24 protein-coding genes and 1 pseudogene are annotated in these 24,799 nt (G+C 61.1%); 2 read left to right on the forward strand and 23 right to left on the reverse strand.

The features are described 5' to 3' along the window. Position 1: 1 nt before the first annotated feature. The 8 genes from LOY26_RS16490 to LOY26_RS16525 form a co-directional block, all read right to left on the reverse strand. On the reverse strand, positions 2 to 232 hold the full coding sequence (locus LOY26_RS16490; protein ID WP_258713854.1) for a hypothetical protein: 231 nt from the start codon (positions 230 to 232) through the stop codon (positions 2 to 4). A 60-nt stretch (positions 233 to 292) separates the two neighbouring features. Beyond that, positions 293 to 898, reverse strand: coding sequence for a tail fiber assembly protein (locus tag LOY26_RS16495; protein WP_258713855.1), 606 nt, complete (start codon positions 896 to 898; stop codon positions 293 to 295). Beyond that, positions 898 to 1,422, reverse strand: a complete 525-nt coding sequence (locus tag LOY26_RS16500; protein ID WP_258713856.1) for a hypothetical protein — start codon at positions 1,420 to 1,422, stop codon at positions 898 to 900. Before LOY26_RS16500 ends, LOY26_RS16495 begins: the two co-directional genes overlap by 1 nt. Positions 1,423 to 1,433: 11 nt before the next feature. Continuing rightward, positions 1,434 to 2,483: a hypothetical protein gene (locus LOY26_RS16505; RefSeq protein WP_258713857.1), complete on the reverse strand. Its 1,050-nt coding sequence runs from the start codon at positions 2,481 to 2,483 to the stop codon at positions 1,434 to 1,436. After that, a complete protein-coding gene (locus LOY26_RS27085) occupies positions 2,483 to 10,804 on the reverse strand; it encodes a DUF1983 domain-containing protein (protein ID WP_258713858.1) in 8,322 nt (2,773 codons plus the stop codon). Before LOY26_RS27085 ends, LOY26_RS16505 begins: the two co-directional genes overlap by 1 nt. Before the next feature lie 56 nt (positions 10,805 to 10,860). Continuing rightward, positions 10,861 to 11,367, reverse strand: a complete 507-nt coding sequence (locus tag LOY26_RS16515; protein ID WP_258713859.1) for a KilA-N domain-containing protein — start codon at positions 11,365 to 11,367, stop codon at positions 10,861 to 10,863. 260 nt (positions 11,368 to 11,627) lie between these two features. Then, the gene (locus LOY26_RS16520) at positions 11,628 to 12,254 is read right to left on the reverse strand and encodes a tail assembly protein (RefSeq protein ID WP_258713860.1); all 627 of its coding nucleotides are present in this window, start codon (positions 12,252 to 12,254) and stop codon (positions 11,628 to 11,630) included. A 42-nt stretch (positions 12,255 to 12,296) separates the two neighbouring features. Beyond that, positions 12,297 to 12,647 (reverse strand): hypothetical protein, encoded by a 351-nt coding sequence (locus LOY26_RS16525; protein ID WP_258713861.1) that lies wholly within the window; start codon positions 12,645 to 12,647, stop codon positions 12,297 to 12,299. Positions 12,648 to 12,787: 140 nt separating this feature from the next. On the opposite strand from LOY26_RS16525, the gene LOY26_RS16530 reads away from it, so the two are divergent. Further along, on the forward strand, positions 12,788 to 13,387 hold the full coding sequence (locus tag LOY26_RS16530) for a DUF6338 family protein (RefSeq protein WP_258713862.1): 600 nt from the start codon (positions 12,788 to 12,790) through the stop codon (positions 13,385 to 13,387). Further along, positions 13,380 to 13,541, forward strand: a complete 162-nt coding sequence (locus LOY26_RS16535; RefSeq protein WP_258713863.1) for a hypothetical protein — start codon at positions 13,380 to 13,382, stop codon at positions 13,539 to 13,541. Before LOY26_RS16530 ends, LOY26_RS16535 begins: the two co-directional genes overlap by 8 nt. A 535-nt stretch (positions 13,542 to 14,076) precedes the next feature. On the opposite strand, the gene LOY26_RS16540 is transcribed toward LOY26_RS16535, so the two are convergent. The 15 genes and pseudogenes from LOY26_RS16540 to LOY26_RS16610 form a co-directional block, all read right to left on the reverse strand. Continuing rightward, positions 14,077 to 14,841 carry a C40 family peptidase gene (locus tag LOY26_RS16540; protein ID WP_258713864.1) on the reverse strand — a complete coding sequence of 255 codons (765 nt, stop codon included), beginning with the start codon at positions 14,839 to 14,841 and terminating at the stop codon, positions 14,077 to 14,079. Positions 14,842 to 14,843: 2 nt separating this feature from the next. Continuing rightward, positions 14,844 to 15,593: a phage minor tail protein L gene (locus LOY26_RS16545; RefSeq protein ID WP_258713865.1), complete on the reverse strand. Its 750-nt coding sequence runs from the start codon at positions 15,591 to 15,593 to the stop codon at positions 14,844 to 14,846. Beyond that, on the reverse strand, positions 15,590 to 15,928 hold the full coding sequence (locus LOY26_RS16550; RefSeq protein WP_258713866.1) for a phage tail protein: 339 nt from the start codon (positions 15,926 to 15,928) through the stop codon (positions 15,590 to 15,592). The genes LOY26_RS16545 and LOY26_RS16550 overlap by 4 nt, the downstream gene beginning before the upstream one ends. Further along, positions 15,928 to 19,218, reverse strand: coding sequence for a phage tail tape measure protein (locus LOY26_RS16555; protein ID WP_258713867.1), 3,291 nt, complete (start codon positions 19,216 to 19,218; stop codon positions 15,928 to 15,930). Before LOY26_RS16555 ends, LOY26_RS16550 begins: the two co-directional genes overlap by 1 nt. A gap of 44 nt (positions 19,219 to 19,262) precedes the next feature. Then, complete coding sequence (locus LOY26_RS16560; protein ID WP_258713868.1) at positions 19,263 to 19,502, reverse strand: hypothetical protein; 240 nt, start codon at positions 19,500 to 19,502, stop codon at positions 19,263 to 19,265. Then, positions 19,499 to 19,842 (reverse strand): annotated as a pseudogene (locus LOY26_RS26910) (hypothetical protein). The gene LOY26_RS16560 and the pseudogene LOY26_RS26910 overlap by 4 nt, the downstream one beginning before the upstream one ends. A 40-nt stretch (positions 19,843 to 19,882) precedes the next feature. Beyond that, positions 19,883 to 20,383: a hypothetical protein gene (locus LOY26_RS16570; RefSeq protein WP_060709072.1), complete on the reverse strand. Its 501-nt coding sequence runs from the start codon at positions 20,381 to 20,383 to the stop codon at positions 19,883 to 19,885. 55 nt (positions 20,384 to 20,438) lie between these two features. Continuing rightward, positions 20,439 to 20,825 (reverse strand): DUF3168 domain-containing protein, encoded by a 387-nt coding sequence (locus tag LOY26_RS16575; protein WP_232858382.1) that lies wholly within the window; start codon positions 20,823 to 20,825, stop codon positions 20,439 to 20,441. After that, on the reverse strand, positions 20,818 to 21,318 hold the full coding sequence (locus LOY26_RS16580; protein ID WP_258713870.1) for an HK97 gp10 family phage protein: 501 nt from the start codon (positions 21,316 to 21,318) through the stop codon (positions 20,818 to 20,820). The genes LOY26_RS16575 and LOY26_RS16580 overlap by 8 nt, the downstream gene beginning before the upstream one ends. Positions 21,319 to 21,321: 3 nt before the next feature. After that, entirely contained in the window at positions 21,322 to 21,492 is a 171-nt protein-coding gene (locus tag LOY26_RS16585; protein WP_020190149.1) for a hypothetical protein, read from the reverse strand. A gap of 8 nt (positions 21,493 to 21,500) precedes the next feature. Continuing rightward, positions 21,501 to 21,827, reverse strand: coding sequence for a phage head closure protein (locus LOY26_RS16590; protein ID WP_258713871.1), 327 nt, complete (start codon positions 21,825 to 21,827; stop codon positions 21,501 to 21,503). Continuing rightward, positions 21,824 to 22,165 carry a head-tail connector protein gene (locus LOY26_RS16595; RefSeq protein ID WP_258713872.1) on the reverse strand — a complete coding sequence of 114 codons (342 nt, stop codon included), beginning with the start codon at positions 22,163 to 22,165 and terminating at the stop codon, positions 21,824 to 21,826. Before LOY26_RS16595 ends, LOY26_RS16590 begins: the two co-directional genes overlap by 4 nt. A 4-nt stretch (positions 22,166 to 22,169) precedes the next feature. Beyond that, complete coding sequence (locus tag LOY26_RS16600; RefSeq protein ID WP_258713873.1) at positions 22,170 to 22,703, reverse strand: hypothetical protein; 534 nt, start codon at positions 22,701 to 22,703, stop codon at positions 22,170 to 22,172. Between the two features lie 48 nt (positions 22,704 to 22,751). After that, on the reverse strand, positions 22,752 to 23,939 hold the full coding sequence (locus tag LOY26_RS16605; protein ID WP_258713874.1) for a phage major capsid protein: 1,188 nt from the start codon (positions 23,937 to 23,939) through the stop codon (positions 22,752 to 22,754). Positions 23,940 to 23,941: 2 nt separating this feature from the next. Next, positions 23,942 to 24,799, reverse strand: coding sequence for a head maturation protease, ClpP-related (locus LOY26_RS16610; protein WP_258713875.1), 858 nt, complete (start codon positions 24,797 to 24,799; stop codon positions 23,942 to 23,944).

The raw sequence follows: 24,799 nt of genomic DNA on the forward strand, positions 1-24,799 counted from the left end.
TTTAGGCAGCAGGTTCTTCAGGCGCCGGTGCGGTCTCGGGCTCTGCCGGCGCCTTCGCGGTGATTGACACCTTGGCGCTGTACTCCTTCAGCACCTGGGCTGTGAACACCTGCGCGGTCGGGAACTGGTTCAGGATCGCACGAGCGCGGGCGTCGGCTTCCTCGGCAGTGGCAAAGCGGGTGTTGTTCTCAGCGTCGTAGGCGTTGCTGAGGTTGATGGCGATGTAAGGCATGGGTTTTCTCCAGGCAAAAAAATACCGCCAGGCTGGCGGTGTGTCGTAAGTCGGGGTGGATCAGGCCGGCAGTGCTGGCCAGTCGATCGTGGCAGGGTAGCCAGGTTGCTCGGGCAACCGATTGAGCGCTACGCGGTACCGCTTCCAGGCTTTCAGGGCCTCGGCCTCGGCCGGGGTGGCGTCGTCCAGCTCCACCGCATCCTGCAGCGGCGCAATGGCCGCATCTGCAACCGTTCGCCGCTGAGCAATCTCGGCGGTAGCGGTAGCCCGCAGCTGCTCACTGGCGGCTTGGGCTTTGTCTTTGACGGTGACCAGCTGGCCCCAGTCGATCGCAGCAAAGCCCTGCGCCGGCGCTGGTTGTTCCGCTGCAGGAATCGGCAGCACGACCAGGCCGTCAGCGGGGGAAACGATGTCATGCGGGAAACACGCCGCTGGGGTGGCATCGATCGGGATAGGTAGCTGCAGAGTGATCGCCAGCAGGCCGTCCAGGCGCTCCACTGGGGCGATCACCCAAGGGCAGCGCGTTGCCTCTGCCGGCAGCGTGGCGCCCTCGGGGAGCGGTGAAAAGTCCAGGGTAAGGCCGTTGATGGTCAGGCTGTCACCCTGCTTGTAGATCGTCAGAACTGCCGGGGTAATCGGCAATACTGGGCTGAGCTTGATTCGCATTAGAACCACCTGCCAATGGCAATGTATTGGTATTGAACATCGGATGCCGTGGCATACCGATACGACCAGCTATCGGCATAAACCAGGTTGGTGGTAGCGCTCCACCAGATGCCGTTCATTGCCTGCTCTCCGATCGCCGCTTGGTTACCACTCGCCCCGATCGAACCGAGTGGCGTAGCGAGAATGCGCGGTACTGCAGCAAAGGCCACCGGCATAGTGGCCCGGCCATTGGCCTGCGCACTCAATGCTTGCTTAGGGACCGTGATCACCCCCCAGCAGATCTGGGTGCCATCCGCCAAGCGAATGAACTCGCCGTTGGCGTTGGATCCGCGCTGCAGCAGTGCGCCGGTGGGCACACCCCCCGCCTGACTGACCGCACCGAGGATGTTGCCCCTTTGAAAGCCGGTGGCGATCCATGTGTACAGTTCGTCGAAATTCGCGATGGCTTTTACCCACGCGCTCCGTCGGTCGTCCCCTCCCGCGCCGGTGGGCGCGGTGCCGAGATTGATTGTTTGCTTGGCCATAGTATTCCTTGCTAAAGAGTTGGTCGGGCGGCGAACAAAGTCCGGCCATTTGGATCAACTGGGTTAATGCCGCTGTAGTTCTCGGTATAAGCCTGCAGCATATCCCGCCTACCATTGAGAAAACCCGCAATGGTAGGCAGCCAGGGAGTAGTAGTCCCGGCAGGCACATACGTTGGTGACAGGAGTGCATTAGCTAAAAAGTAGTCGCCCGCATTGTTGGTCCAAGGCATTTGACAACTAGCCGCATAGTAACCAATGCCAACAATTGGACTTCCTGCTACAACAAATGATGTAGTTGTCGGCTGACTGTTCAATCGAACAACGTTATTCGTGGATGTGAATATGTCCACCCCCGACGCATCGCTTACTTTAGAGCCATACGCTCCCACAGGCAGCGGACTGGCCGAGTAGCTACCCACGAACCAATCCACTTGCATCGCCTCCAGCCATACGGGCCCGAAATCAGGGTGCATGTACTTGGCGACTCGCCATCCCGTCCAGTTGCCTGGCTGCCCCTGCACATAGAAGTTCGAGAGCATCAAGTGCCCAGGGCCATTCACGAACACCAGCGGTCGCTCGTACGTCGTGATGGGCGTCGGAAAATCATACCCATTGAGGAATGGCTGATCCCGGTTGGCCCACGAAGGGAAAGTGAACGAACCCTGATATATCACATTGAGGACGCGGTTCACCGAATCAATCTGTGACTGGAAAGCATTGTTTACTGAGCGAATCCCGTATTGACCCGAGGCCAAAAAAGGAGCGCCACCACTCGACAACACCAACACTTGCCACGTTTGGTTGAAGCCGCGCCTTATCGTGAGCTGGCCCGGGGAGTACCAGGCTTGGGGTGACCAGTTACTGGCAGGGTCGGTCACCGGTGCCAGCCGATCCACCACCACAAAGGAATCGCTCTTGATCTCAGGTACCGAAAAGGTCTGCTCGAAGCTACCGTCGCACGTCACCTGGAGAATCTTCAGCGAGCGAATCGGCGTGCTTCCGGTGTCGAGCGTAATCCTGGCGGATGCATCTTTTGTCCGCAGTCCGTAGATAGTGGCCATCAGGTCAATCTCCCCACCGCTACACGCTCAACACCGTTCACGTCGTACACATACAAGCCGCCGTTGTTCAGAAGCGTTGATCCGGCAGCATCCTGTCCGCGCACGGTGAATGAACCGGACGCCAGATTGATCTCTATCAGCGGCAAGCCTTGGGCGTTAACCGCCTGAGACCGAAGTGTCATGCCCACGATCAGGTTCTGAATGAATGCCTGGTTGATCAATGCCGAGTTCAAGAACAGCTGGCCATCCTGGAACACAAACAAGCTCGCCTCTGGCCCATTCAACCCGTTGATGATCGCCACGCGGTCAGCCGACAGCAGGATCTCGCCAACCGCCCCATCACTTCCTTGAATGATGCCGGTGGCCACCTTCTTGCCGTTGGCATTGGTCTCGGTCTTCCAGGAAGACATGGCAGACACCTTGCCATCGACACCTGCAACCACTTCACTCACCTGCTGCACCGAAGCATTGGTCTGCCCCATCTGCGCCTGGACGGTTTCGACCTGCCGTCCTATGGCAATGCCGTCCTCGATCCGGGCCGATTGCTCGGTCCAGACCCCCACCAAGCCCCCCGTGGCGCCGGCTAGGCCGGTGCTATCGCCTTCCATTTCCGGGTTCACTTGGACATACAGCCCGTCCAGACGCGTGGCTGCAGCAGTGATTGCCGTCCCCTGCTGCTTGACCGTCGTGTCCATCTGGCTGATGGCGGTTGCCTGGGCGCTGTTCACGCCTTCGGCATCCGTCATACGGTTGGTCAGGCTGAGCAGGGATTGGCCTTGGCTGGTCAGCGTGGTGCCCTGCTGGGTCACCGTACTGCTCAGACTACTGATGGCATCCGCATTCGCCGCATCCGCTGCGGTTACCCGGCGCGCAACGATGTTGCACCAAACCGACCGGCCACTTCCGTCCGCTGGCTGGATCCGGCTGACGAAGCGCGCCGTCACTGCCGCCGCCGGCGCCGTGATCCGACCCGTGAAGGTTTGAAACCCTCCGCCCGCTGAGAAGGTGAAGCCGTTCAAATAGCCAAGGTTGGCCCCTGCCTTATCGAAGAACTGCATCTGCAAGTTGCCGGTTTGACCGGCGGTCATGTAGGCCCGGTATACGTCAGCAGACAGGTCGAACTGATCGCCACCCGCAACGCTCACGTTTGCAGCCAGCCCGCAGAAGCTGTTCGCATAGAAGGCGATGCCCTTGCTGGCCGATGGGTGCACCGACAGCCCAGCGATCCCTGGGCTCCCTGTCCACGGGTCGACCAGACCATCTTCGAACGTGCCGCGCAGCACCAGGTTATCCGGCTGCTGGCTAATGGAAGCTTTCAGCTGGGTGAGCGCTGTGCCTTGGCTAGTCAGCGTCGTACCTTGACTGGCCACCGTGTTGCTGAGCGACTGCAAGGCAGATGCATCAGCTTTGGACGCTACTTGCGTCAGCGCTGACTGCGCTGCCGCGGCGGCGTCGGTGGCCACCTTGTCTGTCACAGACGCCCAGGCGCTGCCATTCCACCGTTTTGGCGTGTTGGCGTTGCCGGTGATGTCGATCCACAGATTCTCTGCTTGACGTTCAGCGACTGCTGGAGTGGCAGTCTGGTACAGCACCTTGCCTTTACTGCCTGCCAGATCAGCAGCCGCCTGTGCCGCCTGTTGGGCGGTGCTGACGTTGCCATTCGTGGTTTGCAAGCTGTTGGTCAGGTTGGTGATGCTGCTGCCCTGACTCGACAAGGTGTTGCCCTGGTTCGTCACCGTGGTGCTGAGCGCCTGCAGCGCCGAGGCATCCGCCTTGGTTTGAGCAACCGCCAGGGCGTTGGCCGCTGCCGCAGCAGCATCCGTGGCCGCCTTGTCACTGACCGCCACCCAGGTATTGCCGCTCCAGCGTTTCGGCGTATTCGCGTTGCCGGTCGTATCGATCCAGAGGTTCTGGGCCAGGCGGTCGGCCACATCAGGCGCCGCCGCTTGCACGATCACTTTGCCCTTGCTGCCGGCCAGGTTCGACGCAGACTGCGCTGCCTGCTGCGCCGCAGTGACGTTCTGGTTGGTGGCCGCCAAGCTGTTGCCCAGGCTGGTAATCGAGCTGCTGGCCGAGGACAACCCGCTCTCGGTCTGCGTCACTCGAACATCCAGCGCCTGGTCGGCCGCCGCCAGCACGCCAGTTGCGCGCGCCGACGGCCCTGCCACAAACGGCGAAGGGACGTCACTCTCGCCCACCCGCTTCTCGACCATGATCGAGTCCACCACCATCGAGGCGCTGGCCGCAGCGTGGCGGTTCGGGTAGATCAACAGGCCGACCTTGCCGCTGGTAGCGATGGTGATCGGGAACGTAATGCGCGTGCGTTCCGTGGTGTACGGCAGGGTCACCGATCGCGAGGTTACCCCGTCGTACAGGTTGGCCATCATCGAACCGGCCGTGACGCCCTTCACATACATCGACACCAGGTAAACCCCGGGCTCGACACGGATGTTGTAGCTGGCCTGGTTGTTGGCCGGGGCCATGACGATGTAAGAGAACAGGCTATCGGTATCAGCACGTAGGGAGTAGCCGAAACCGGAATCGGCTTCGGGCACGGACACACCCGTCTTGGTCAACAAGGCGCCGCCGGTCACCGGCAATGTGCTCGACGCCAACCAGCTGTAGTCACTGTCGAGCAGGTTGGCGCCGTTGCCGGCCAGATTGCCGATCGAGGCTTGCAGCCCGGTGAGCGCGTTGCCCTGGCTGGTTAGCGTATTGCCCTGACTGGTGACGGTGTTGCTCAGGGTCTGCAGCGCGGAGGCCTCGGCTTTCGTGGCCACCTGCGCCAAGGCGCTGGCTGCCGCTGCCGCTGCATCTGTTGCCGCCTTATCAGTCACCGCTACCCAGGCCGAGCCCGTCCAGCGTTTGGGGGTGTTTGCACCTCCTGTGGTGTCGATCCAAAGGTTTTGCGCCAGGCGCTTGTCGGTCGCCGGCGCGGCGGTGCCATAGATGACCTCGCCCTTGGCACCAGCTTTATCAGAAGCCGCCTGGGCGGCCTGCTGCGCGGTTGTCACGTTGCCGTTCGTGGTCTGGAGACCATTGTTCAGCTGGGTGATGCTCGCGCCCTGGCTGGTCAAGGTGCTGCCCTGATTCGACACGGTGGTGCTCAGCGTCTGCAGGGCCGACGCGTCTGCCTTGGTTTGAGCGAGCGCCAGGGCATCGGCTGCGGCGGCTGCCGCGTCCGTTGCAGCCTTGTCGGTCACCGCGACCCAGGCGGACCCGGTCCAGCGCTTAGGCGTATTGGCGTTGCCTGTTGTGTCGATCCACAGGTTCTGTGGAAGACGATCCGCTGTCGCCGGTGCCGTCGCCTGGATGATGACCTTTCCCTTTCCTCCTGCAAGGGCGTTGGCAGCATCGGCGGCCTGCTGTGCCGCAGCAGCGTTACCAGTGGTGATCGCTAGGTTGCTGTTCAGCTCGGTCAGGGCCTGGCTCTGACTGGTCAGCGTGGCGCCCTGCTGGGTGACCGTGCTGGTGAGGTTGGACACCGCATCAGCGTTGGCAGTGTCGGCCGCCGTGACTCGACGAGCGATGATGTTGCACCACAGCGAACGCCCGGTACCGTCCGCTGGCTCGGTGCGGGTCACGAACCGGGCCGAGACCGCACCGTCTGGCGCAGTGATGCGACCGGTGTTCGTTTTGAACCCCGTACTCGCCGCCGGTACCGCGAACGCGGTGAAGTAGCCCAGGTTGACGTTGGCCTTGTCATAGAACTGCATCTGCAGCCGGGTGGTCTGTCCCGCCGTCATGTAATTCGGCCAAATATCCGCAGAAAGGTCGAACTGCTCGCCCCCCCTGGTCAGGACATTCAAGCCCACACCGCAAAAACTGTTGTTGTAAAACGCGATGCCTTTGCCGGCCGACGGGTGCGCCGAGATATTGGTGATCACCGGGTCGGCGGTCCAGGGATCGACTATGCCATCCTCGAAGCTGCCCCGCAGGATCAGGTTGTCGGGCTGCTGGCCAATCGAGGCCTTGAGCTGGGTCAGCGCGGCGCCTTGACTGGTCAGGGTGGTGCCCTGGCTGGTCACGGTCGAGTTCAGCGCCTGGAGCGCAGAAGCATCGGCCTTGTTCGCCACCTGTGCCAGCGCGCTGGCTGCGGCTGCAGCCGCATCAGTCGCCACCTTATCGCTGACGGCCACCCAGGCACTGCCGTTCCAGCGTTTGGGCGTGTTGGCTGCGCCGGTGGTATCGATCCACAGGTTCTCGGCCTGGCGGTCGGCAACCGCCGGCGCAGCCGACTGATACAGCACCTTGCCCTTGCTGCCGGCCAGACCGGCCGCTGCCTGCGCCGCCTGCTGAGCAGTGGCTACGTTGCCGTTGGTGGTCTGCAGACTGTTGTTGAGCTCGGTGATGCTGCTGCCCTGGCTCGACAGCGTATTGCCGTGGTTGCTGACGGTCGTGCTGAGCGCCTGCAGTGCCGAAGCGTCGGCCTTGCCGGCCAGCTGCGACAATGCCGACTGAGCGGCCGCCGCGGCGTCGGTGGCTACCTTGTCCGTCACAGCCACCCAGGCAGTGCCGTTCCATCGTTTTGGGGTGTTGGCGTTGCCGGTCGTGTCGATCCACAGGTTCTGCGGAAGACGATCAGCAGCGGCCGGCGCAGTCGCCTGCACCAGCACCTTCCCTTTGCCACCCGCCAGCGTGGCCGCGTCCTGGGCGGCCTGCTGGGCAGCGGTGACATTCTGGTTGGTGGTGGTCAGGCTGCTGCCCAGCGCGGTGACAGCCGAGGCGTTCGCCTCGTCGCCACTGATCCGCGCAGTACGCTCATCCACGACCGAGGCCACTGAGGCCGACGGCGCGATCTGGCCGACGGCAATCCAGTCGATCTCGAAAACATCCCCTGCGGTGCCGCTGATCCACAGGTAGAACCTGGTGATCGTACTGTCCGACCAGTCGCTGCCACCATTGGTGAGCTGCGACATGTCCCACTCGAGCACCATGGTCTGCCCGATCGCCAGACCAGGGTTCGGGATGATCTTGTTGTACGCGGTCGACGAGCCGTGCCCGGCCGTGGCGTAGGACACCTGGCCAGTCCAGCCGCTACCCGCGCGCCGGGTGATCCGGCAACGGATACGGTCGTGGTCCCGCCCTTTGATCGAGACCACCGGAGCGTTGAGGTATGCGCCAGCGCCATCGTTCGTGACGATCAAGCGGCCGTTTTCAACCACCAGCGTGCAGCGAGTACCAGACCAGCCCTCAGTGGTGGAGGCAAAACCGTAGTTCAACGTCGAGTCAAACCCTCCGGATTCGGCGCGCAGCGTGGCGATCTGCGAGGCCAGGGCAGAGTCAGCATTTGTCCGTGCCGTGGTCTCGTTGCCGATCGCGGCCGAGTTCGACGCAGTGCTGGCCGCCACGGTGTCGATGCGTTGGCCGAGCGCATTGTCCGCATTGGTGCGAGCAGTGATCTCGGTCTGAATGGCCGAAGCGTTGTTGCCAGTCGATGCGGTGACTGTATCGATGCGCTGGCCCAATGCGTTGTCGGCCGACTGCCGAGTCTGCGCCTCACTCATGATCGCCGCCCCGCGCGCTTGGGCCTCGGACAGCAGGCCCTGCGCACGGGCTGCGGCTTCGTCGCCGATCGCCTTGGTGCGCGCTTGGGTTTCTACGGCAATCGCCTTGTTGCGGTCCACGACCTCAGCAGCGATGGCCTGGGTTCGAGCTGCCGTCTCTGCGGCAATGGCCTGGCCCCGGGCGGTGGCCTCGGCCGCGATTGCTTGTCCGCGAGCTGTTGCCTCAGCAGCAAGGCGCTGAGCAACCGAACCGGCCTGAGTGGGCGGACCAGAGATCAGCGAGATCTCTTCACGCAGCGCAGGGTAAAGCGCGCCATTGGTGATCTTGTCCTTAAAGTACTCCTCATATTCGGCCTGGTTACTGCTGGATGCCCCGCTCACGCCGGCACCTGTCGGATACCACGGGCCGACGTTGCCAGAACGATCGACCAGGCGCGCCCAGAAGAAGAACTGCAGGCCCGCCGCGCCAAGCTGCAGGGTGTGGTCCTTCTGCGGGTAAGCGAAATCGCCCAGCTTGGTCGCTCCCTCACGGGAGTTGGTCTTGCTGTACCAGATTTCGGTCCGCTGGGTGTCTTCGGCGCCAGCCGGGAAGCCCCAAGCCAGCCCAATGGCGTAGACCAATGCCGAGGTATTGAGGAGCGCCACGGCAGGTGGCAGACCTTCCTTACCCTTCAATTGGGTAAGCGTCGAGTCGCGCCAGATCGACGTGATATCGAACGAGCTGACCGCCCGCACGCGGGCCAGGTAGGCACCCGCATAGATGCCCACCACATCTACAGACGCCGCACCGGTGCGCTGCACGCGAACCCAGTTGCCGTTGTCCTTGCGCCACTCCACGTCATAGGCGACCGCGCCCTGCACTGCGGGCCAGGAAATGGTCATGGTGTTCACGCCGATACCTTGATCCACCGCGTAGGCAGAGGTCAGGGTCACGCTGGCCGGCGGCAGGACAGTGGTCACCGGAATGACACTGATCGGGCGCTCGTCCAGTTTCGCGCCGGTGTCGATCGCCGCAAACTTGCTCGGGTTGAACTCAAGTGCGGTGATTTCGTAGTCGCCCTCCTGGGTTCGGGTAGTCTTGAGCACCCGGAACAGCTGGATCGCCAAGTCGCCATAGTCGATTGCCCACTGCAGTTCAGGCTCTGGCTGTACGCCGTAGGCGGTCGTCACGGTAACTGCTCGCCCCACAACCGACTGAACGGTGCGAGCCTGGGCGGTGCCGTTCGGCAGGTTCAGGATCAGGCGGTCACCGGCCTTGATCGGCGTGTCACGGTCCAGTGTCACGACGCGCCCGGCTGCCGACGAAATCCGGCCACCATTCGGACGGCCGGCCACCAATTCATCAGCCACCGGGATGACGTAGCCAGGCAGCGGAATACGGCCTTCCATACCGGTTTTGAAGGTGACGGTGCGGTCCTGGCTGTTGCTCAGCAGCGCCCACTTGCCACGGCGCTGGGCCTCGGAGGCACGGGTGCAGCCAATGGCCGAGATTTCTACCGGACGGTCCCGGTACCGGCGTTGCAGCGCCAGGTCAGTCACCGGAATCACGTCGGTGTCGTAGTTGTTCGCAGGGTTGTCGTAGCTGACCAGGGCCCGGCTGTAGTGCGTGTTGCGCTCGGCGCCGCCATATACGAAGTCACCGTCGATGACGTTTGCCCGGGTGAAGACATAGTCAATGTCCTGGGCGCGCGGCATGTCCGCCTGCATGAACAGCGAACCATGCGCCCAATACACCATGCCTCGATAGATGGCCGACAGATCGCGCAGCAGCGTCCAGGCCTCAGCACGGCCCTGCAGGTTCATGTCGCAAAGGAATCGCGGCTCTTGGCCGCCCTGCCCGTCCGGTACCTGCTGGTCGCAGTACTGGGCGATGCGGTACATCTCCCACTTGTCGACCATCCACGGCTTGATGCGCTTGCCCAGCCCGAAACGATCCTCGACGCATAGTCCATAGGTGACGAACGCGGGGTTGTTGGTCCAGGCCAGCTTGAAGGTACCGTCCCATACACCGGTGTAGCTGCGGGTCAACGGATCGTAGTCGGTCGGTACCGGCCAGCGCTTAGCCTTGCACTTCACCGTCACCGAAGGAATGTTCTGGAACTGCTGGGCGTCGAACTCGATGTACAGCAGCGCGGTATTCGGGTACCGCAGCTTCTCGTCGATGATCTCGGTGTAGCCCGCGATGGTCATCGTGTCGGCGATGGTGCCGCTGTTGGCGTTCGGAGTGATGCGCCGCACGCGCAACATCCAGCCCGATGTGGCCGCTGGCAGATTCACTCGCACGGAGCGCTGGTACCCATTGGTGGTCTTGCCGTCCACCGCTCCCAGATGAGCCTCGACGTATGCGCCGCCATCGGTGGCGATATCGATGGCATACTCGATGCGGTAGCCATTGGTGTTGCCGCTGCTGTCCTGCTGAGCTAGGCGCGGCCAGGACATACGTACACGGACGGCGGAAAGCTGAGTATTGCTCAGGGCGCGTGTGAAGGGGTTGTCGCTGCGAAGTTCGACGTTGACGGTGGACTCGCTCTCCACCGACGGAATACCCTGGATGTAGTCCTGTTCGACGGAGCCAGGCCGCCACTCCCACTTCACACTAGGGAAGTTCACGTTGCCGCTGGCGTCCATGATCGGCGTGTTGTCGAGATAGATGTCGCGATCAGTCGGCGTGCCGTCGAACTCACCTTCTCCCACGGCGATCAGGATCTTGCCGATGTTGGTCGACTGGAGGCTATCCGGAGCCTCAACAGGCGTTTTCGGCTTGCTGCCGCCGCCCTTGGCGCCAGCGATATCCAGGTGAGCTGATGCGCCCATGCTTTCCTCCGAACAATAAAAAACCGCCCGGAGGCGGTTGCTTTGTCGTGCGGCACTCAGGCCGCATCGAGTCCTAACGTCATCTGAAGTTGTTCACGCCAGTATTCGACCTGATGAATCAGAGCGGGTTTGCGCCCCTTCCATCGAGCCAGTTCGCGTCCACTTAGGCTGGCGACCTGCTGTCCATCGTCCAGAGCACGGCAAGCCCGGTCGAACTGTTGCTTTTCATTCAGCTCACCGCGCAGCAGGGCATCAATGTGCAGGTCGCACCAGACGGCAAACTTCAGATCGAGCCATCGAGCAAATGCCACCGCTAGCTTCGGGTGAAACCATGTGCCGCCGCCACGATCCGAACGCGCCTTGCTCGTTTCTACAAGTGATCCAGCGTCACATGTAAGCGCTTCGGCAAGCGCATTGAGGTATTCCTTTGTCTCGCCCTGCTTCAGCCAGTCAACCGGCCGCTTTCCAAATCTTTTGGCCACGTCGGTGGCGTTGATCCAGCCCTCACTGTTGAAGCGAACAGCTTGGCCTTGGTAGTGAAACGGGATGACGTTGTTGTTCATGGGTAGCTCCTTCCGCCTGAAGAAGGTGGTGCAGGCAGGGGCGTAGGCGTAGCAAAACCGTCCCTTTTCGGTTGATCTGACCTAGCCTGCACCGGTATCCCCGAGGGGATTCGCGGGCACAAAAAAACCCCGACACGCTTTCACGTCCGGGGCATTGGCATTTCTACAGGCACAAAAAAAGCGCCATCAGGCGCCGATCTCATGCAACTTGTACCACATAGCTGAAAAGTACTAAAAAAGTGCAAATCCCGTCAAGGCTGCTACCTGTCTTGCGCCTCGATCGACGCGGAAATGATTGCCCCGCCCCAGCGGCGTTCGCCAATGCAGATCGGAACAGGATTGCCGCTGGCTGTGGTGTTCTTGGCGCTGCCGAAAGCGTACGAGGGTTTGTTCTCCGCCGCTGCACTCAGGGAAAGACCTTGAGCTTGCGGGCTGAGCAACTGAATCACCCCTCCGATAGCCATTGAAGCACCGACAGCAGCAGCGACACCCCAGCCGCCAGCGCCTGCTGCAAACGCCGCCCCTAAGCCTCCTGAGGCAACAGTAGCCGCTACGATCAATGCAACGCCGATCACCGTCTGGAGGAGACCTCCACGCTTACTGCCAGCGACGACAGGGACAACTCGAATCTCGCGCGTGCCTGACCTGGAGAAGTCATCAGCGCCGACGTTCTTGCCGTTGCGGAAAACCGCAAACCTCAGCCCGAGGCGATCCAGTCGTTTTATCTCATCTTCAAAGCCCTCGATGGTTGCCTTGAGCGCTTGAAAAACCTCCCACGTCGACCCCGAGTCAATCGCCCTGCGGTGCAACCGCCCGAACTTCTGGGCGAGTGATCCTGAAAGCTTGATAGTGGTCATGGGCGTATAGATGATCGAACTCGCGGTCATGAAATCCTCCAGGCAATAAAAAACCGCCCGGAGGCGGTCTACTCACAGGCAGCCTTTCACTGCCTCGATACGACGATTCTTTCGCCAATCCATTAGGCCTGTTTGGAAATACAGATCAGCCGTAGTTCCCGTGCCTGATGACCTGAAATCAGCGAACTCAACTTCTCCAACACTGATGACTGTTCTGCCTCCACCCGCAAGCGGCTGAATCGACGCGCCGTAGTGAGAGCCCATCATCGACTGGTTTTGCCAAGCGAACAATACGCACTCGGCAACCTGGTCGACGGGCTTTACGCTGGCGAATGACGATGCAGGCCCGCTGGCCCGTTTTTCGTTCATCGAGGCACACCCGGCCAGCAAAGCCAGACCCAGAGCACCGATCAGAATTCGCATATGACCCATCCTTGAAATGCGCGACTGTAGCAGCCGGCCTGGCCAAGCATCCAGCGTGGATGAAACGCCAGTACCACACCTAAGCACGGTTAGCGTAGCCTTTAGCCACTATCCAGCAGAAAAATGGATCAAAACCTTCAATGGAAGAAGCAACAAAAGAACTATTGCCAACGCTGCAACTACTGCTGCCTGGCTTCTTGGCGACAATTATCTTTTACTGGTTTGCAGATGTACCTAAGCCTTCTCAATTTGAGCGGATTTTGCAAGCTCTTATATGCACCCCAATAATCAACCTAATTGTTGGCGCGACAGGGTGGCTTTTGATTTTTATCGGCCAATTTTTTTCGGTCGGAGTTTGGAAAGAATCGAATGTTATTTATTACTCGATTTTCACATCACTGGCCTTCGGTACCCTCCTAGCACTTGCATGCAATAAGGATATATTTTTCTCATTAGCCAGAAAGCTAAAAATCACCTCCAAGGCATCTCACAGTAGTCACATCCACGTGTTTAGAAAATACGGCGACGTCGCCGCCGTTCTTCAGCTTAATGATGGCCGGCGAATTATGGGCTACATAGCCGCTCATCCATCGACAGACCCAGGTAGCTTCTACTTGGTAGATGAGCCGCACTGGATAGATGGCTCAAGCTTGTTAAAATGCGAGGGCACTGCATCTTTGATGATCAATGCAGACAAAGTCAACTGGGTAGAATTCACACAAGGAGTATCAAATGGCTAATGATGAAAATAAAGATCTACAACAGCGATTTCTCGACGGCGAAGTTTTTGTCGGAAATGAACATTTAATGCCGACCAACATCCGTCAGCCAATGCCAACTACTGCACCTACTCCGCCGCCACCCCCCCCTTCTGACGCTAACCAGAAAAAATAAAAGACTCCCAGCCCTTGGACTGCTAGCCCAAGGGCTGGGGTTGCGCCAATATCGGCGCGACTATGATTTTGAGGCCAAATGGAAGCGCAGCAATATCGAGAGATTCAAAAAATTGTGAACTCCCATGCATCTGATATTCAAGCTCTCACGGCTATGGTTTTGAGGTCTGCTTGCGCACATCCATGTTTCTCAGGGTGAGCAAGGCATAGCTTACGCCGAAGCGCGTAGGATGACGGCATCGAAGTCATGGGGACCAGCTTTTGGGGTCAGGTCAAACGGTAACTTGCCTTCGCAGCTTTTGAATTCAGCGCGTCAGCTTGTCTGAGTGACTTAAGGCGAAGCTTTTGCTCCAGACGAACAAGCGGATGCTCCAAAAGTCGACTTACTCTTGAGACTTCCCACAAAACCCTCTGGCAGACCGCTTCAAACACCGGAGAACCGACCCTTACCAATAATGACAGTGCTGGTGATATAAGCTTTGTCGTCAGACATTCCAAAAGGCCGATTCATTGACTGCTCCTGCGGCCCTACTCCTTCATGTTGGTTGTATTACATCTTTGTGCCTGAGGATAAGGCGCGTCCGGTCAAACCACGGCCCACCGAACACGACGATTTCTGATGGCCTGCCGAGCAGGTGGTGCAACATAAATGGGCCAAGACCGAAGACCTGGGCCTGCTCCTCAGGCAACTGCGCGTCGGCGCCAAGGTAAATGCCGGCATGATTTGGATGAGCCGTGCGCCCGATGGCCATTATTAACATGTCGCCGGGCTGAGGCTGGCTGACCTGGTAGAAGCCAGCAGCTTCATAGGCCTGCTCGTAAAGGCTCGGGCCGTCTGCCTGCTCCCACCACCCTTCCTCCCTCGCGTAAGCCGCGAACTCCAGGCCCCACTCGCGTTTGTACCAGTCTGCGCATACCTGCCAGCAGTCCCAGGCGCCGTGAACAAACGGCCGGCCCAGTAACGGCGTATGGCCGGTTGGCGTGATGGTGCGCAGGTCGCCTTCCGGCCATGACAGGATGTACCAAGGCAGGCCCGTGGCCTCGCACATTGCCAGATCGCGCGGCGACGGCCTGCTGGTGGCGTCCGGGTGCGAGTGCACAATGCCGATCACCTCACCCACGTCTTCGGCTGCTGCGTACTGCTCCGGCGCAATCTGGAATTCCTCTGCAGGTTCGGTAGCCGTGTTCTCGCAGGCCACATAGCGCTGGGCGCGACCTACGGCAACGATCAGCCCGCAGCACTCGCGCGGGTATTCAGCCGCGGCGTGCGCCTGCACGGCGGCAAGGATGTGTTTGCGCATGGTCAGCTCCGTGCGATCAGCGAAACGGCTGGGAAGCCGCCGAAAGGCAGTTGGCTGCCCTGGCCGTGTCGAACAATGCAGCCCGAATCCAGGCAGCCATTGCACTGGTCCTTGGCCGGGTCGTCCGTGGGGTTGCCGTCGAGGTCGAAGTAAGGGCCGGTGTAGCCGCAGTTCGGGCCCCGGTAACCTGCAGTCATTGCCCAGTGACAGAGCTGCGTCATCTGCCGGCCGATCGTTTCCCCGCCAACATCACCCGGGCTGGCCAGCTCCCAGGCAACCGTGGTGCCGCTCTCAGAAACCTTCTGATCGATGTACCAGACCTCGATCGCTTCCTCGGTGGGCTCCGCTTCCGGATTACCATCGGGGAAATTTGCAGCATCCAGATAGCGCGCCATGGTGTGGCGCATCGTCAACTTGAACTCGAGCAAGTCATCGAAGGCCAGGCACAGGGCGGTGATCCGGCCGTTGACATTGCCTACGGTAAGCGTGGGCCGCACGGCGGTGCCGTCCGAATTGGCTTCGATGCCATCGATCTGCATTGGCCAGGCCCCGTACTCGTTGCCCTGCCACCAGATCGACTTGGCCGGCAACTGGTCGGCATTCACGCCAGCGGCGGCCAGCTCTTGAGGCGTGTGCGGAATAGCATGACCATGAAAGCGGAGCATGTCTGCGCCGAAATCCGAGCCGTCCAGTTCAAACAGCAGAATCTCCGCCCCAGGCTCCAGCTTCTGCAACTGAGTGATCAAGCTCATGGATGAAACGCTCTCTCAAAGGTTGCCGTCAGCACCACCACCCCACCCGGCTTGCGCTGCTGCCGAAAGGCCTTGCAGCGGTACATGCCGAGTACACCCTCGGAGTTGCTCCACAAGAACGCGGTAGCGCCCCGGTGCCGCCGAATGAAGGCCAGGATGGGCGCGACCTCGTCAGCCAGGCCGCCGAACGACAGCGACCAGCTGTCTGTTTCGGCATTCAAGCCATCGGTGGACACTTGGGCATAGTTGTCACCGAACTGTGATGTCCGAGTCCGCAGGGTGCTGTCACCGCCAGCCTCGTCGTCAGGTGTCCAAGTAAATGTTTCGATCGCCATCAGCGTCTCCCGTTGCTGTTTCGATAGCTCACGCCTCCGGCACGCCAAGAATCAGCAATGGCGCGCTCAGCTACACCCTGCATCTGCTTCTGCATGTTCTGCTGAAGCGCAGTGCTATCAAGCTCCATACCCTCGTCACTCCTATCCGGAACGGTTAAATACATAGGAGCATCAACCTGCACGAGTGTGCCGCCGCTCGCGGAGCCGCCGACCATCTGTACACCCAGAGATCCGTCAGGACCGCGGGCCAAGGGCATGATCGCCTCAGGCCCATCCTCACCAGCGACTCCCAGCCCGCCATTGCCCATGCCGAACATGGTCGGCGTGTTCAAAATGTTGTTGGTGGCGAACCCGGCGCCTTTGGCGAACATCTGCACACCGTTCGACCAGGCGCCACCCAAGGCCTGCGGAAAATACGTGCTTCCATAGCCAGCCTGGGATGCGCCCAGGTTAGAGGAGATCGCTCCGGCAGATCCCGGAGTCATGCCATTGCCGGACCCGGCGCCGAAGTAGCTGCCGACTGCCGAGACCCCCAGCCCCACAAGCCCACTCAGCAACGAGCTTGCTGCTTGTTGACTGGCGATCCTGGCCATATCCGAGAGCACGCTAACGGTGAAGCTCTTGAAGTTGGCCTTCCCCGTCATGGCAAACTCGGCCACAGCGTCACGTGCCGTATTGAAACCGGTGGTGAGCATGTCGTCAGTTGCGCCAGCCACGTTCGCTGCGTCAGCCTGGATATTGGCCCAAGCCCGCTTGGCGCCGTTTCGGTAGTCGCGCTGCGCCTGCAATCTAGCCTCGAAGCCGTCGACCTCCATTTGCAACTCACGCGCCTGGTAGTCGGCGAGGTCTGCCAGCCGCTGCTGGTAGGCGTCCTGACTGAGCCGGCGCGACACGTCCTCTTGCTGCTCCTCCAGTTGTCGACGCGCCTCCGCATATTTCTGCCGGACGGTGTTTAACCGGTCGGCCTCTTCACGCTGGTCATCGCCCATACCTACGCCGGCCACATCCGCATTGATTGCGTCCTGACGGGTCTGCAGGACCACTTCCATCGCCTTGCGATAGGCCTCGGCACTGTTACGCCGCACCTCGGCAAGCTTCCGCTCTTCCTCGGCTCGCTTCTGCAGGACGGGATCGGCATAGGCCGTGTTGAGGTTCTTGATGCCGAGCTCCATCTCGGCGGCGGTGATCTTGCCTGCGGCTTGCGCCTTGCGAAGCCCCTGCACGCCCTCCGCCAGATCCTCCAGCCGCTTTTTCTCGGGCAACGCGCGGTCGATGATCGCGTCGAGGGCCTTGATCTCATCCTTTAGCGCCTTCGTGCGGTCCTTGCTGCCCTCGGCGGCATCCTTGTTGGCCTTCTTCTGCGACTCGATCGCGCTGGCAGCCGAAAGAATCGCCTGGCGATCTGTTTCGGTGAGGTCAGCGTTTTCCGCGATGTATCGGTTGGCGATTTTCGTCGCATCGCCATTATCCTGCAGGCCTGCCAGCTGCTTCTGGAGCGTTTCCAGGTAGGTCTGCCCTGCCGAGCTCATGCCGACCTTCGCGGCATTGTTCGCCTGGGTGGCCGAGGTGTTTTCTTCGGTGATCCCGGTGAGCACCCGAAGGGTTTCGGCAATCAGGCCTGAACGCTGATCGGCATCGCTGACAGCGCCAGCCTGGGTGATCCACTGCTGCAGGGTTCCGGCCGGAAGCTGTAGTCGGGCGCCTACCTCCTGCAGGATGGGCGACAACCCCTGACCGGCGGACCGTGCTTCGTTTAGGCGGTCAATCAGGCCTTGGTATTCGGCAAGCTGGCGGTTGTATTGGCCACCGGAGTCACGCGCCGGCGCAGTGACTACAGCAGACCGGATGGACTGGGCCAGGTCGCCGTATGCGTCCTTGACCTTGTCTGCAGAAGTGATCTGTTCCTGCTGCCACTTGACCAACGACGCTTCGCGCTGGTCCTTGTTGAGCTTCGCGAACTCTTCCCGCAACTGCGAGACCGGCTTATGCATCTCTTCGAGGCTGATGCCCGCCCGATCTGCGTTATCGCGCAACAACAGGAAGCTGGCCGCTGCGGTACCTGCCAGCAGGGCCAGGCCCATCGGTCCGCCCAGTACACCAAGCAAGCCGGCGCTGACAGTTCGAAGGCCACTCTGGGCAGTTGCTACCGCTGCAGTAGCAGCAGCTTCTCTCTGCCGCGCCTGAGCCAGCTGGATCGACATCTGCGTCTGAACCGCAGTGCCTTGCGCTGCCGCAGCCTCGCGGGCGGCCAGGATGGTTGCGGTTTGCGCCTTGCGCTGATCGGCGATGGCCGCCTGCAAAACTGCCTCGGCCTGGGCAATACGCGCTGCACGGTCAGCCCGTGCCGCCTGGACGGCCAAGCCAGACTTGGCCACGTAGTTGGTCAGGGCCGCAGCACCGACACCGCCCATGGCCACGGCCACCAGATCCACGTTGTCCGCCAGCGCAATCAGCACGTTCGCCAGGCCTGCGACTATGCCGGTTTGCTCCTCCATACCCCCCAGGAATGCCTGAATGGCGTTGCTGATGCTTACCATCGCGTCCTGGACGCTGGTGGACATATCGGCCGCAGCCTTGCGGTTGACCTCCACGGTTCGCAGCAGGCCGGTATTGATATCATCGAGCGACAGCTTGCCCTGGACACCGAGCTTTCTGATCTCCTCCGCGCTCTTGCCTGTAGCGGTGGCGATGGCAGTGACGATGGTGGGCATGGCGTCCTGAATGGACACCCAGCCATCCGCTTCAACTTTTCCGGTCTGCAATGCCTTGGAGTAGGCATCCAGTGCGGAGCCGGCCTTGTCGGCAGCGGCAGCGTTGGTCACAAGCAGGAAGCTGAAGCTGTCGGTGATATCCAGCGTCTGCTGGGTGTTGAAGCCCAGACTGCGCATCACATCTGCGGTGCGGATGTACAGCTCTTGGGCCTCAGCCAGGGGCCGGTAGGTTTCCTGAGCAGTTTGCAGCAGGTGCTCCTGCACCGCCTGGTACTCACCAGCGCTGCCGGCTGCGGCCTTCATGCGGTCGGACATCTGACCGTAGGCGTCAACCTGCTGAATGATGCTGCCAATCAGGCCGGCACCTGCGACGGCGGCAAAGGCGCCACGCATCAGGCCCCCAGCCCTCTGAGCAGCAACACCGGCGGTGTCGAACGCAGAGTCAACCTGTTCCAGGTTGCGGTCGATCGACTGGGCGGTGCGTGCCACCACCTGGTCCGCGCTGGCCAGTTCGCGGCGCAGCTGTGCCGTGGTGGCCTCGATCTGGACCAGCATCCCCTGGACTTGTTGGTCGGCCATGCAAATCTCCAAGCACAAAAAACCGCACGGAGGCGGCACGCTGTCTACTGTTTGGGCCGCCCTCGCAGGAAGCTCTTCAACTTGTCCGCAACGCGTTTACGCGTCTGCGGGGACGCCGGGGCTTGCCCCTGGCCTTGGCCCTGCCCTCGTCCGGTCCAATCGAGCCGAGCATCGAGAGCGAGCATGATTTGCGGGATGGGGGTGTGCCACGCGGTGTCAGGCGGCCAGCCAAGCCAGCCGGTGGCCACGCCGAACAAGTAGTCGACGTAGCTGCCGTTCTTCACTGCGCTGTGCTGACCGCCTCGTCCTTTCCCCGGGCAGCCACGCTCGGTGGCACCGGGTTGAGCAGGACGGTGATGAACTCGGTCAGCTTGCCGGACACTTGAGCCACGCCGGTGTGAAACACTTCACCTGCGATGACGGGGTGCTGATCCGGCTTCAGGTCTGCCCTGCGACAACAACGTCGGCACAGGCGGCGATGCTCATCAGGCGCATAGCCTCCAGCGCGCCGCGCAGCCCGCCAAAACGGGCCTCAATGCGCAGCGCCGCATCCAGCGTGGGCTTAAGAGTGTAGCTGCGCGCACCGATCACCAGTGTGACGGTGCCATGCAGGGCTTCGCTCATTGGGGTTCTCTCAACGATGGAAGGGGCTCAGCCCCTTCGGTCATGGGGCGGCCGGGCCGGCAGGGATTTCGATGATGTCGGTGTTGATCGCGAACGTCATATTGCGACGCACCACGTTATCAGCCGCGCCTGGAGCCACTGTGTTGTTCATCACCTTCACGCCGAAGTAGAAGGTGGTCGGCAGAATGGCAGGGGTTGCATCTGGGTCACCGTCGTTGAGCGTGACCTTGACGTTGTAATTGCCCTTGGAACGGTCCTTGTGCGCTACCGATACGGCCTTCTGACCGGCATCACCGCTGTCCAGCCCTACGGTCAGGGTCATGTTCCCGGCGTCGGCGGTGCCCTTGTACTTGCGCACGCGGCCATCGCTCAGAGCAGTGAAGTTCACTGCGCTGAAGGTGTCGCCAAATTCGCCGAGATCTTCGATCTCGCCCACCTGCACGTACGTGTCGGCCTTGTATTCGGTTTCGCTGTCGGCACCGGTCTTGCCGCCGATGGCAAGGCGGCAGCCGGCGGCTGTATTGAGGTTGTCGTCGGCCATGGGGGTTCCTCCAAAGGCACATTGGATTAAAGCCGCGGCGCGGCCGGTGGGTAGTTCAGTGGGTAGTGATCACGCGGACGGTGATCGAGCCCTGGTATGTGATGCCGTCGGCGTCGCGCTGGGCGTCGGACTGCTCGACCCGAACGGAAACCGCTCGGCCCACCTCCAGCGGCAGCCGGCGCTCATCGAGGGCGGCGATGACTTCGCCGTTGATGCGTTTGACCTCGGCTTGGCCCACGGCATCGGACCAGACCGACAGGTAAAGCAGGCGCGTTTCGCGCTTGCGGCCCGAGATCGGGCTGCTGTTGACCGAAACCTCTCGATCGATGGAGACGTACGGCATTTCGGCGTTCAGCGGCGCGCCGTCGTATATCGGGCAGCTGACCTCGGCCTGAAGCCTAGCGAAGATCGCCTCTTGCAGAGCCAGGGATGGATCAGCCATTGCCTACCCCTTGGCTTGCCTTGCGCAGCGTTCGGTTCACGGCGGCTTTGATGTCAGCCATGACAAACTCCCGATTGACCTGGATGGAGGGCCGCAGCCAGGGATGAGCCGGCCTAGCCGGGATATCTGGGTACTTGCCGAAGAAGTGCGTGCCATCACTTTTGTTGGTGACACGCCGATTGCGATCACCGGTCAGCTTGCCGCCGGTATAACCCTTGGTGCCGTATTCGATGAAGCGCAGGTAAAAGAACCGCCGGTTGTCGCGCTTGCCACGGATGCCGATCTGGGCATCTAAACCGCTGGGCGAAACGTAAACCCTGAGCGCGGCAGCAGCTGCTCCGGTGTCCTTGGGCATCAACTCACGCTGGGTCTCCAGGATGCGGTTCGCCGCCTCTAGCATCGCGGGCTGCAACTCGTTGTCCATCGTCTTGTGGATGTTGCGCAGCGTCCGGCGTAGCCGGATGTCACCGCGAAGGCTCGACCGGCGCGCCATACCCTACTCCTTGGCCGGATCAGCCTTTGCGGGCTTCGCGGCCTTGTCGGTGACCGCTTCGGCGTACCCCCGGGCAATCAGGCCTTCGCCATAGGCCTTGTCGACCTCAAACTCTTCGCCCTTCTCACGCTCACCAGATGCGCCCGTCAGCGGGCCTAGTGCTCGAATTTTCATTCTTCACCTCATGGGTTTGGGACTGATGAGCAAAGAAGCCTCATCAGCGAATTATCGTTATCGGGCAGCACAGCTTCGACTTTGTAAGTCACCCCGCGTCTTGTTATTCGCCAACCGGCAACTATGTCGGCGCGCGGCCTGGCGATGATCTCGGCGGTGACTACAGACGCCAGCTTCTCAGCTACTGGTGCCACCCTTCCGGTGGGGGTACGAATCTCAGCCCACATGATGGGCGGGGTTGCCGGCAGCCATGTCACCGTCGCGCCGCCAGACTTGTTCCGCTCTTCAAGAGGGAACGCCACCTGGCAGCGATTACGCAGCGGGCCGGCCCTCATATGCCCCACCCAATCCGGTGAGGTGTCAGGAGCGCCACCGATCCTTTGGGCAGTTCGGTGGCAATGGTCCCGATCACCACATCCTCACGGTTGGCGTAAAGGTGGCCGAGGATCAGCAGGCAGGCAGCCTTGATCTGCTTGTTGCAGACCATGGGGGTGTCGCCGGCATCCCCGACGGCGACTGCCTCATCCATCGTCTGCTGGTCGGCGTAAAAGCGGCGGTTCAGATAGTCCATCGCCTGCCCTTCAGCCGCCTCGATCAGGAGCTCTAGGTATTCGTCATCGTCGTCGGGATCCCGCAGGTGATGCCTGGCGATGGCTATGCTGGTGACCGGCATATCGCTACTCCTTCAGCGGCTCAAACGACGCCAGCTTACGATCAACCAACTCTTCAGCATGCCGCCGAGGCACTGAGTAAGCCGGGCCACCACGGCGCCGGAGCTCGCCCTCATCCATGTAGGACCGCATCGGGTAGACCTGAAGAGTTGCTGGATTAGGGTTAGCCGCAACCTGATCCTCGCCAACTGGCTGGGCGATATCGTCGCCACTCTCAGCCACCGCCGGCCCGTTCTGTCCTGCGCGTTCCGATGCCCCCCCTTCAGAAGCGGAGGCTTCGGCACTGGTGCTCAGGTCGGTTGCTGAGACGATCGATCCAGGCCCCGAGTTTTCCGGTGCTTCTGGCCGTGTCTGCTCTGTGCTATCTCCCGAGCCTGAATCAGTTTCAGAAGCGCCCGATTCGCCAGAATTTGGCGACGCTGCATCACCAAGTGTGAGGGTCAAAGCCCCATCTTCAGGCTGGCTGCCGCTCGTTTCAGCGGTCGAGGCAGTATCCTGCGGCTCAACCGTGGACTCTTGTTTTTCCTGTTTACGTGCCATATGAGTACTCCAGTGGGGCGCTTTTACCGGCGCCTCATCGTGGGAGGTTTAGGGGGTGACGGTTGTAAGCGGGCCGGTCACGAAAGCCTCTTCGCGATAGATCGCAAAGGCCAGTCGCTCTTCTGCCCGAATGGTCGCCATGTTTTTCTCGAAGTCGTCACCGTTCTCGGTCGAGATCAGCACTTCGATTTCCATGCGGTCGAAGATCTGGGCGCCGAGTTTGAACGCACCGACGAGGAAGTCGTTCTGTGTCATGGCCTGGGTAGAAACCACAGGGCGATTCCAGAGTTTCGCGTTGGTGCCTTCCTGAGGCTGGCCGATGATGTAGCGGCCTTCCCCGTCCTTGGTCAGCTCAATGGCCGCCCAGTCGATCGGGTTGAGCACGATGCCGTCGGATGGAAACTCGGCCAGTTCGGCCTGCAGCAGCGCCAGGCGCAGGCGGTCAATGCGCTGCTCGCCCACTACAGCTACACCAGCCGGGGCGGCGTACAGTTGAGCAACGGTCATGAGGCCCTGCAGGTTCACGCCGGTGCCGTTGCCGTAAAGCAACTGAGCTTCTTCCGCCATGGTGAGGCCGTAGCGTGCACGACCGTCAATATAGCTCTGCAGTGCCTTGGCATCGTCCAGCATCTGGCGGCTGGCTTTGAACAAATGGGCGATGGTCCGCACGTTCGCAGTGGCCAGGCCGAAGGTCAGATCGGAGTACGGCTTGGCCGTGTTCTCCGCCACCGTACGGGCGTTGTTGGTGAAGCCGGTTTCACGGACGTACTCGATGGAGTTCGATTCAGTGGTTCCCGGAGCAACCAGGTCGCGGACGGTCAATCGGCGTTGAGGCGGGGCAATGATCCCCGGCAAGCGCTGAGTCTGCACCAGGTCACCACCGGTTGCGGTGGTGATGGCCGCGCGCGGCACGGAGACCCGACGAGAACCACGGAAGGACGAGTTCATATCCTTCATTTCTTCGCTTTCGATCACGAGAGCGCCGACCGATTTCTGGGGCTCTTCCTGATGGCTGCGATCCCGGCTTGCGTTGACAAGCTTCTGCTCGGCCTCGCCCAGGCGCGCCTGAAGCTCGCCTTGCTTGGTGAGTAATTCATCGACCTTGGCGCGGGTTTCGGTATTCATTTCACCGGAGGCTTTGATTTGCTTTTCGGTCGCCTCGGCCTGGCTTTTGATCTGATCGCCAATGCCCTTGAGGCTGGCGTTGAGTTCTTTGACTTGGGCTTCAAAGTCCATGGTCACTTTCCTTTCAGAGAATTGAGGAGGTTGGTTGCCGCGCTCAGAGAGGCGGAGAGGTCTGGCGCGACAGCGCGGGGCTTATCGGGCGGGGCAGCGTTATGCGTACCCCCGCCGGCAGCGCGAGGCATGCCGGACTTGAAACTGGCGAATAGTTCTCGGCGCTCGGAGCGAGGCATGCCGCCCTTGGCCAGGGCTACATCCATGGCCTTGAGTGCATTGGCTTGAGCGGCGTCTTCGGTTTCGCGCTCGGTGACCTCGGTGGACGACAGCAGCCCAGTAGCCAGACCAAGCTCCACGGCACGCTTGCCACGGATGTAGGTTTCGTCGTCCATCAGTTCGGCCATGTCCTCTGCCGGCTGCCCGCTAGTCTCGGCATAGAGGTCGGCCATCGCGGCGTCGAACTCCTCCATGTCGGCGGCGATATCGCGCAGGTAGTTGCGATTTCCGGCGAGCCAGGTCCAGCAGTTGTGGATCATGAGAAAGGCGCTACTGGCCACCTCTCGCTTTTTGCCAGCCAGGAAGACAATCGAGGCAGCGCTGGCCGCCATGCCGAGCACCTTGGTGGTGACCTCATGACTGTGCTCTTGCAGGCGGTTGTATATAGCAATGCCTTCGAACATGTCGCCGCCGGGCGAATTGATGTAAACGGTGACGTCGCGCTCGCCGATAGCACGCAGCGCGGCATCGATTCGTTTGAGCGTGACCCCCTCGCCGTACCAGTCTTCACCGATCACGCCGTACACCGTGATGGTGTCCGATGTGTTTTCAACGGCCGCATGGATCGCGGGATTCCACTTATCGAGCGCGCGCGGGCTCATCTCGCTGCGCAGGCCGCGAGACTGGATCTTGTGTTTCAT

The organism is Pseudomonas sp. B21-047 (assembly GCF_024748775.1).
Taxonomy (GTDB): Bacteria; Pseudomonadota; Gammaproteobacteria; order Pseudomonadales; family Pseudomonadaceae; genus Aquipseudomonas; species Aquipseudomonas capeferrum.

Bases quoted from the DNA above. Each gene is read 5' to 3' on its own strand.
- LOY26_RS16490 (WP_258713854.1), bottom strand. From the start codon at position 232: ATGCCTTACATCGCCATCAACCTCAGCAACGCCTACGACGCTGAGAAC.
- LOY26_RS16495 (WP_258713855.1), bottom strand. From the start codon at position 898: ATGCGAATCAAGCTCAGCCCAGTATTGCCGATTACCCCGGCAGTTCTG.
- LOY26_RS16500 (WP_258713856.1), bottom strand. From the start codon at position 1,422: ATGGCCAAGCAAACAATCAATCTCGGCACCGCGCCCACCGGCGCGGGA.
- LOY26_RS16505 (WP_258713857.1), bottom strand. From the start codon at position 2,483: ATGGCCACTATCTACGGACTGCGGACAAAAGATGCATCCGCCAGGATT.
- LOY26_RS27085 (WP_258713858.1), bottom strand. From the start codon at position 10,804: ATGGGCGCATCAGCTCACCTGGATATCGCTGGCGCCAAGGGCGGCGGC.
- LOY26_RS16515 (WP_258713859.1), bottom strand. From the start codon at position 11,367: ATGAACAACAACGTCATCCCGTTTCACTACCAAGGCCAAGCTGTTCGC.
- LOY26_RS16520 (WP_258713860.1), bottom strand. From the start codon at position 12,254: ATGACCGCGAGTTCGATCATCTATACGCCCATGACCACTATCAAGCTT.
- LOY26_RS16525 (WP_258713861.1), bottom strand. From the start codon at position 12,647: ATGCGAATTCTGATCGGTGCTCTGGGTCTGGCTTTGCTGGCCGGGTGT.
- LOY26_RS16530 (WP_258713862.1), top strand. From the start codon at position 12,788: ATGGAAGAAGCAACAAAAGAACTATTGCCAACGCTGCAACTACTGCTG.
- LOY26_RS16535 (WP_258713863.1), top strand. From the start codon at position 13,380: ATGGCTAATGATGAAAATAAAGATCTACAACAGCGATTTCTCGACGGC.
- LOY26_RS16540 (WP_258713864.1), bottom strand. From the start codon at position 14,841: ATGCGCAAACACATCCTTGCCGCCGTGCAGGCGCACGCCGCGGCTGAA.
- LOY26_RS16545 (WP_258713865.1), bottom strand. From the start codon at position 15,593: ATGAGCTTGATCACTCAGTTGCAGAAGCTGGAGCCTGGGGCGGAGATT.
- LOY26_RS16550 (WP_258713866.1), bottom strand. From the start codon at position 15,928: ATGGCGATCGAAACATTTACTTGGACACCTGACGACGAGGCTGGCGGT.
- LOY26_RS16555 (WP_258713867.1), bottom strand. From the start codon at position 19,218: ATGGCCGACCAACAAGTCCAGGGGATGCTGGTCCAGATCGAGGCCACC.
- LOY26_RS16570 (WP_060709072.1), bottom strand. From the start codon at position 20,383: ATGGCCGACGACAACCTCAATACAGCCGCCGGCTGCCGCCTTGCCATC.
- LOY26_RS16575 (WP_232858382.1), bottom strand. From the start codon at position 20,825: ATGGCTGATCCATCCCTGGCTCTGCAAGAGGCGATCTTCGCTAGGCTT.
- LOY26_RS16580 (WP_258713870.1), bottom strand. From the start codon at position 21,318: ATGGCGCGCCGGTCGAGCCTTCGCGGTGACATCCGGCTACGCCGGACG.
- LOY26_RS16585 (WP_020190149.1), bottom strand. From the start codon at position 21,492: ATGAAAATTCGAGCACTAGGCCCGCTGACGGGCGCATCTGGTGAGCGT.
- LOY26_RS16590 (WP_258713871.1), bottom strand. From the start codon at position 21,827: ATGAGGGCCGGCCCGCTGCGTAATCGCTGCCAGGTGGCGTTCCCTCTT.
- LOY26_RS16595 (WP_258713872.1), bottom strand. From the start codon at position 22,165: ATGCCGGTCACCAGCATAGCCATCGCCAGGCATCACCTGCGGGATCCC.
- LOY26_RS16600 (WP_258713873.1), bottom strand. From the start codon at position 22,703: ATGGCACGTAAACAGGAAAAACAAGAGTCCACGGTTGAGCCGCAGGAT.
- LOY26_RS16605 (WP_258713874.1), bottom strand. From the start codon at position 23,939: ATGGACTTTGAAGCCCAAGTCAAAGAACTCAACGCCAGCCTCAAGGGC.
- LOY26_RS16610 (WP_258713875.1), bottom strand. From the start codon at position 24,799: ATGAAACACAAGATCCAGTCTCGCGGCCTGCGCAGCGAGATGAGCCCG.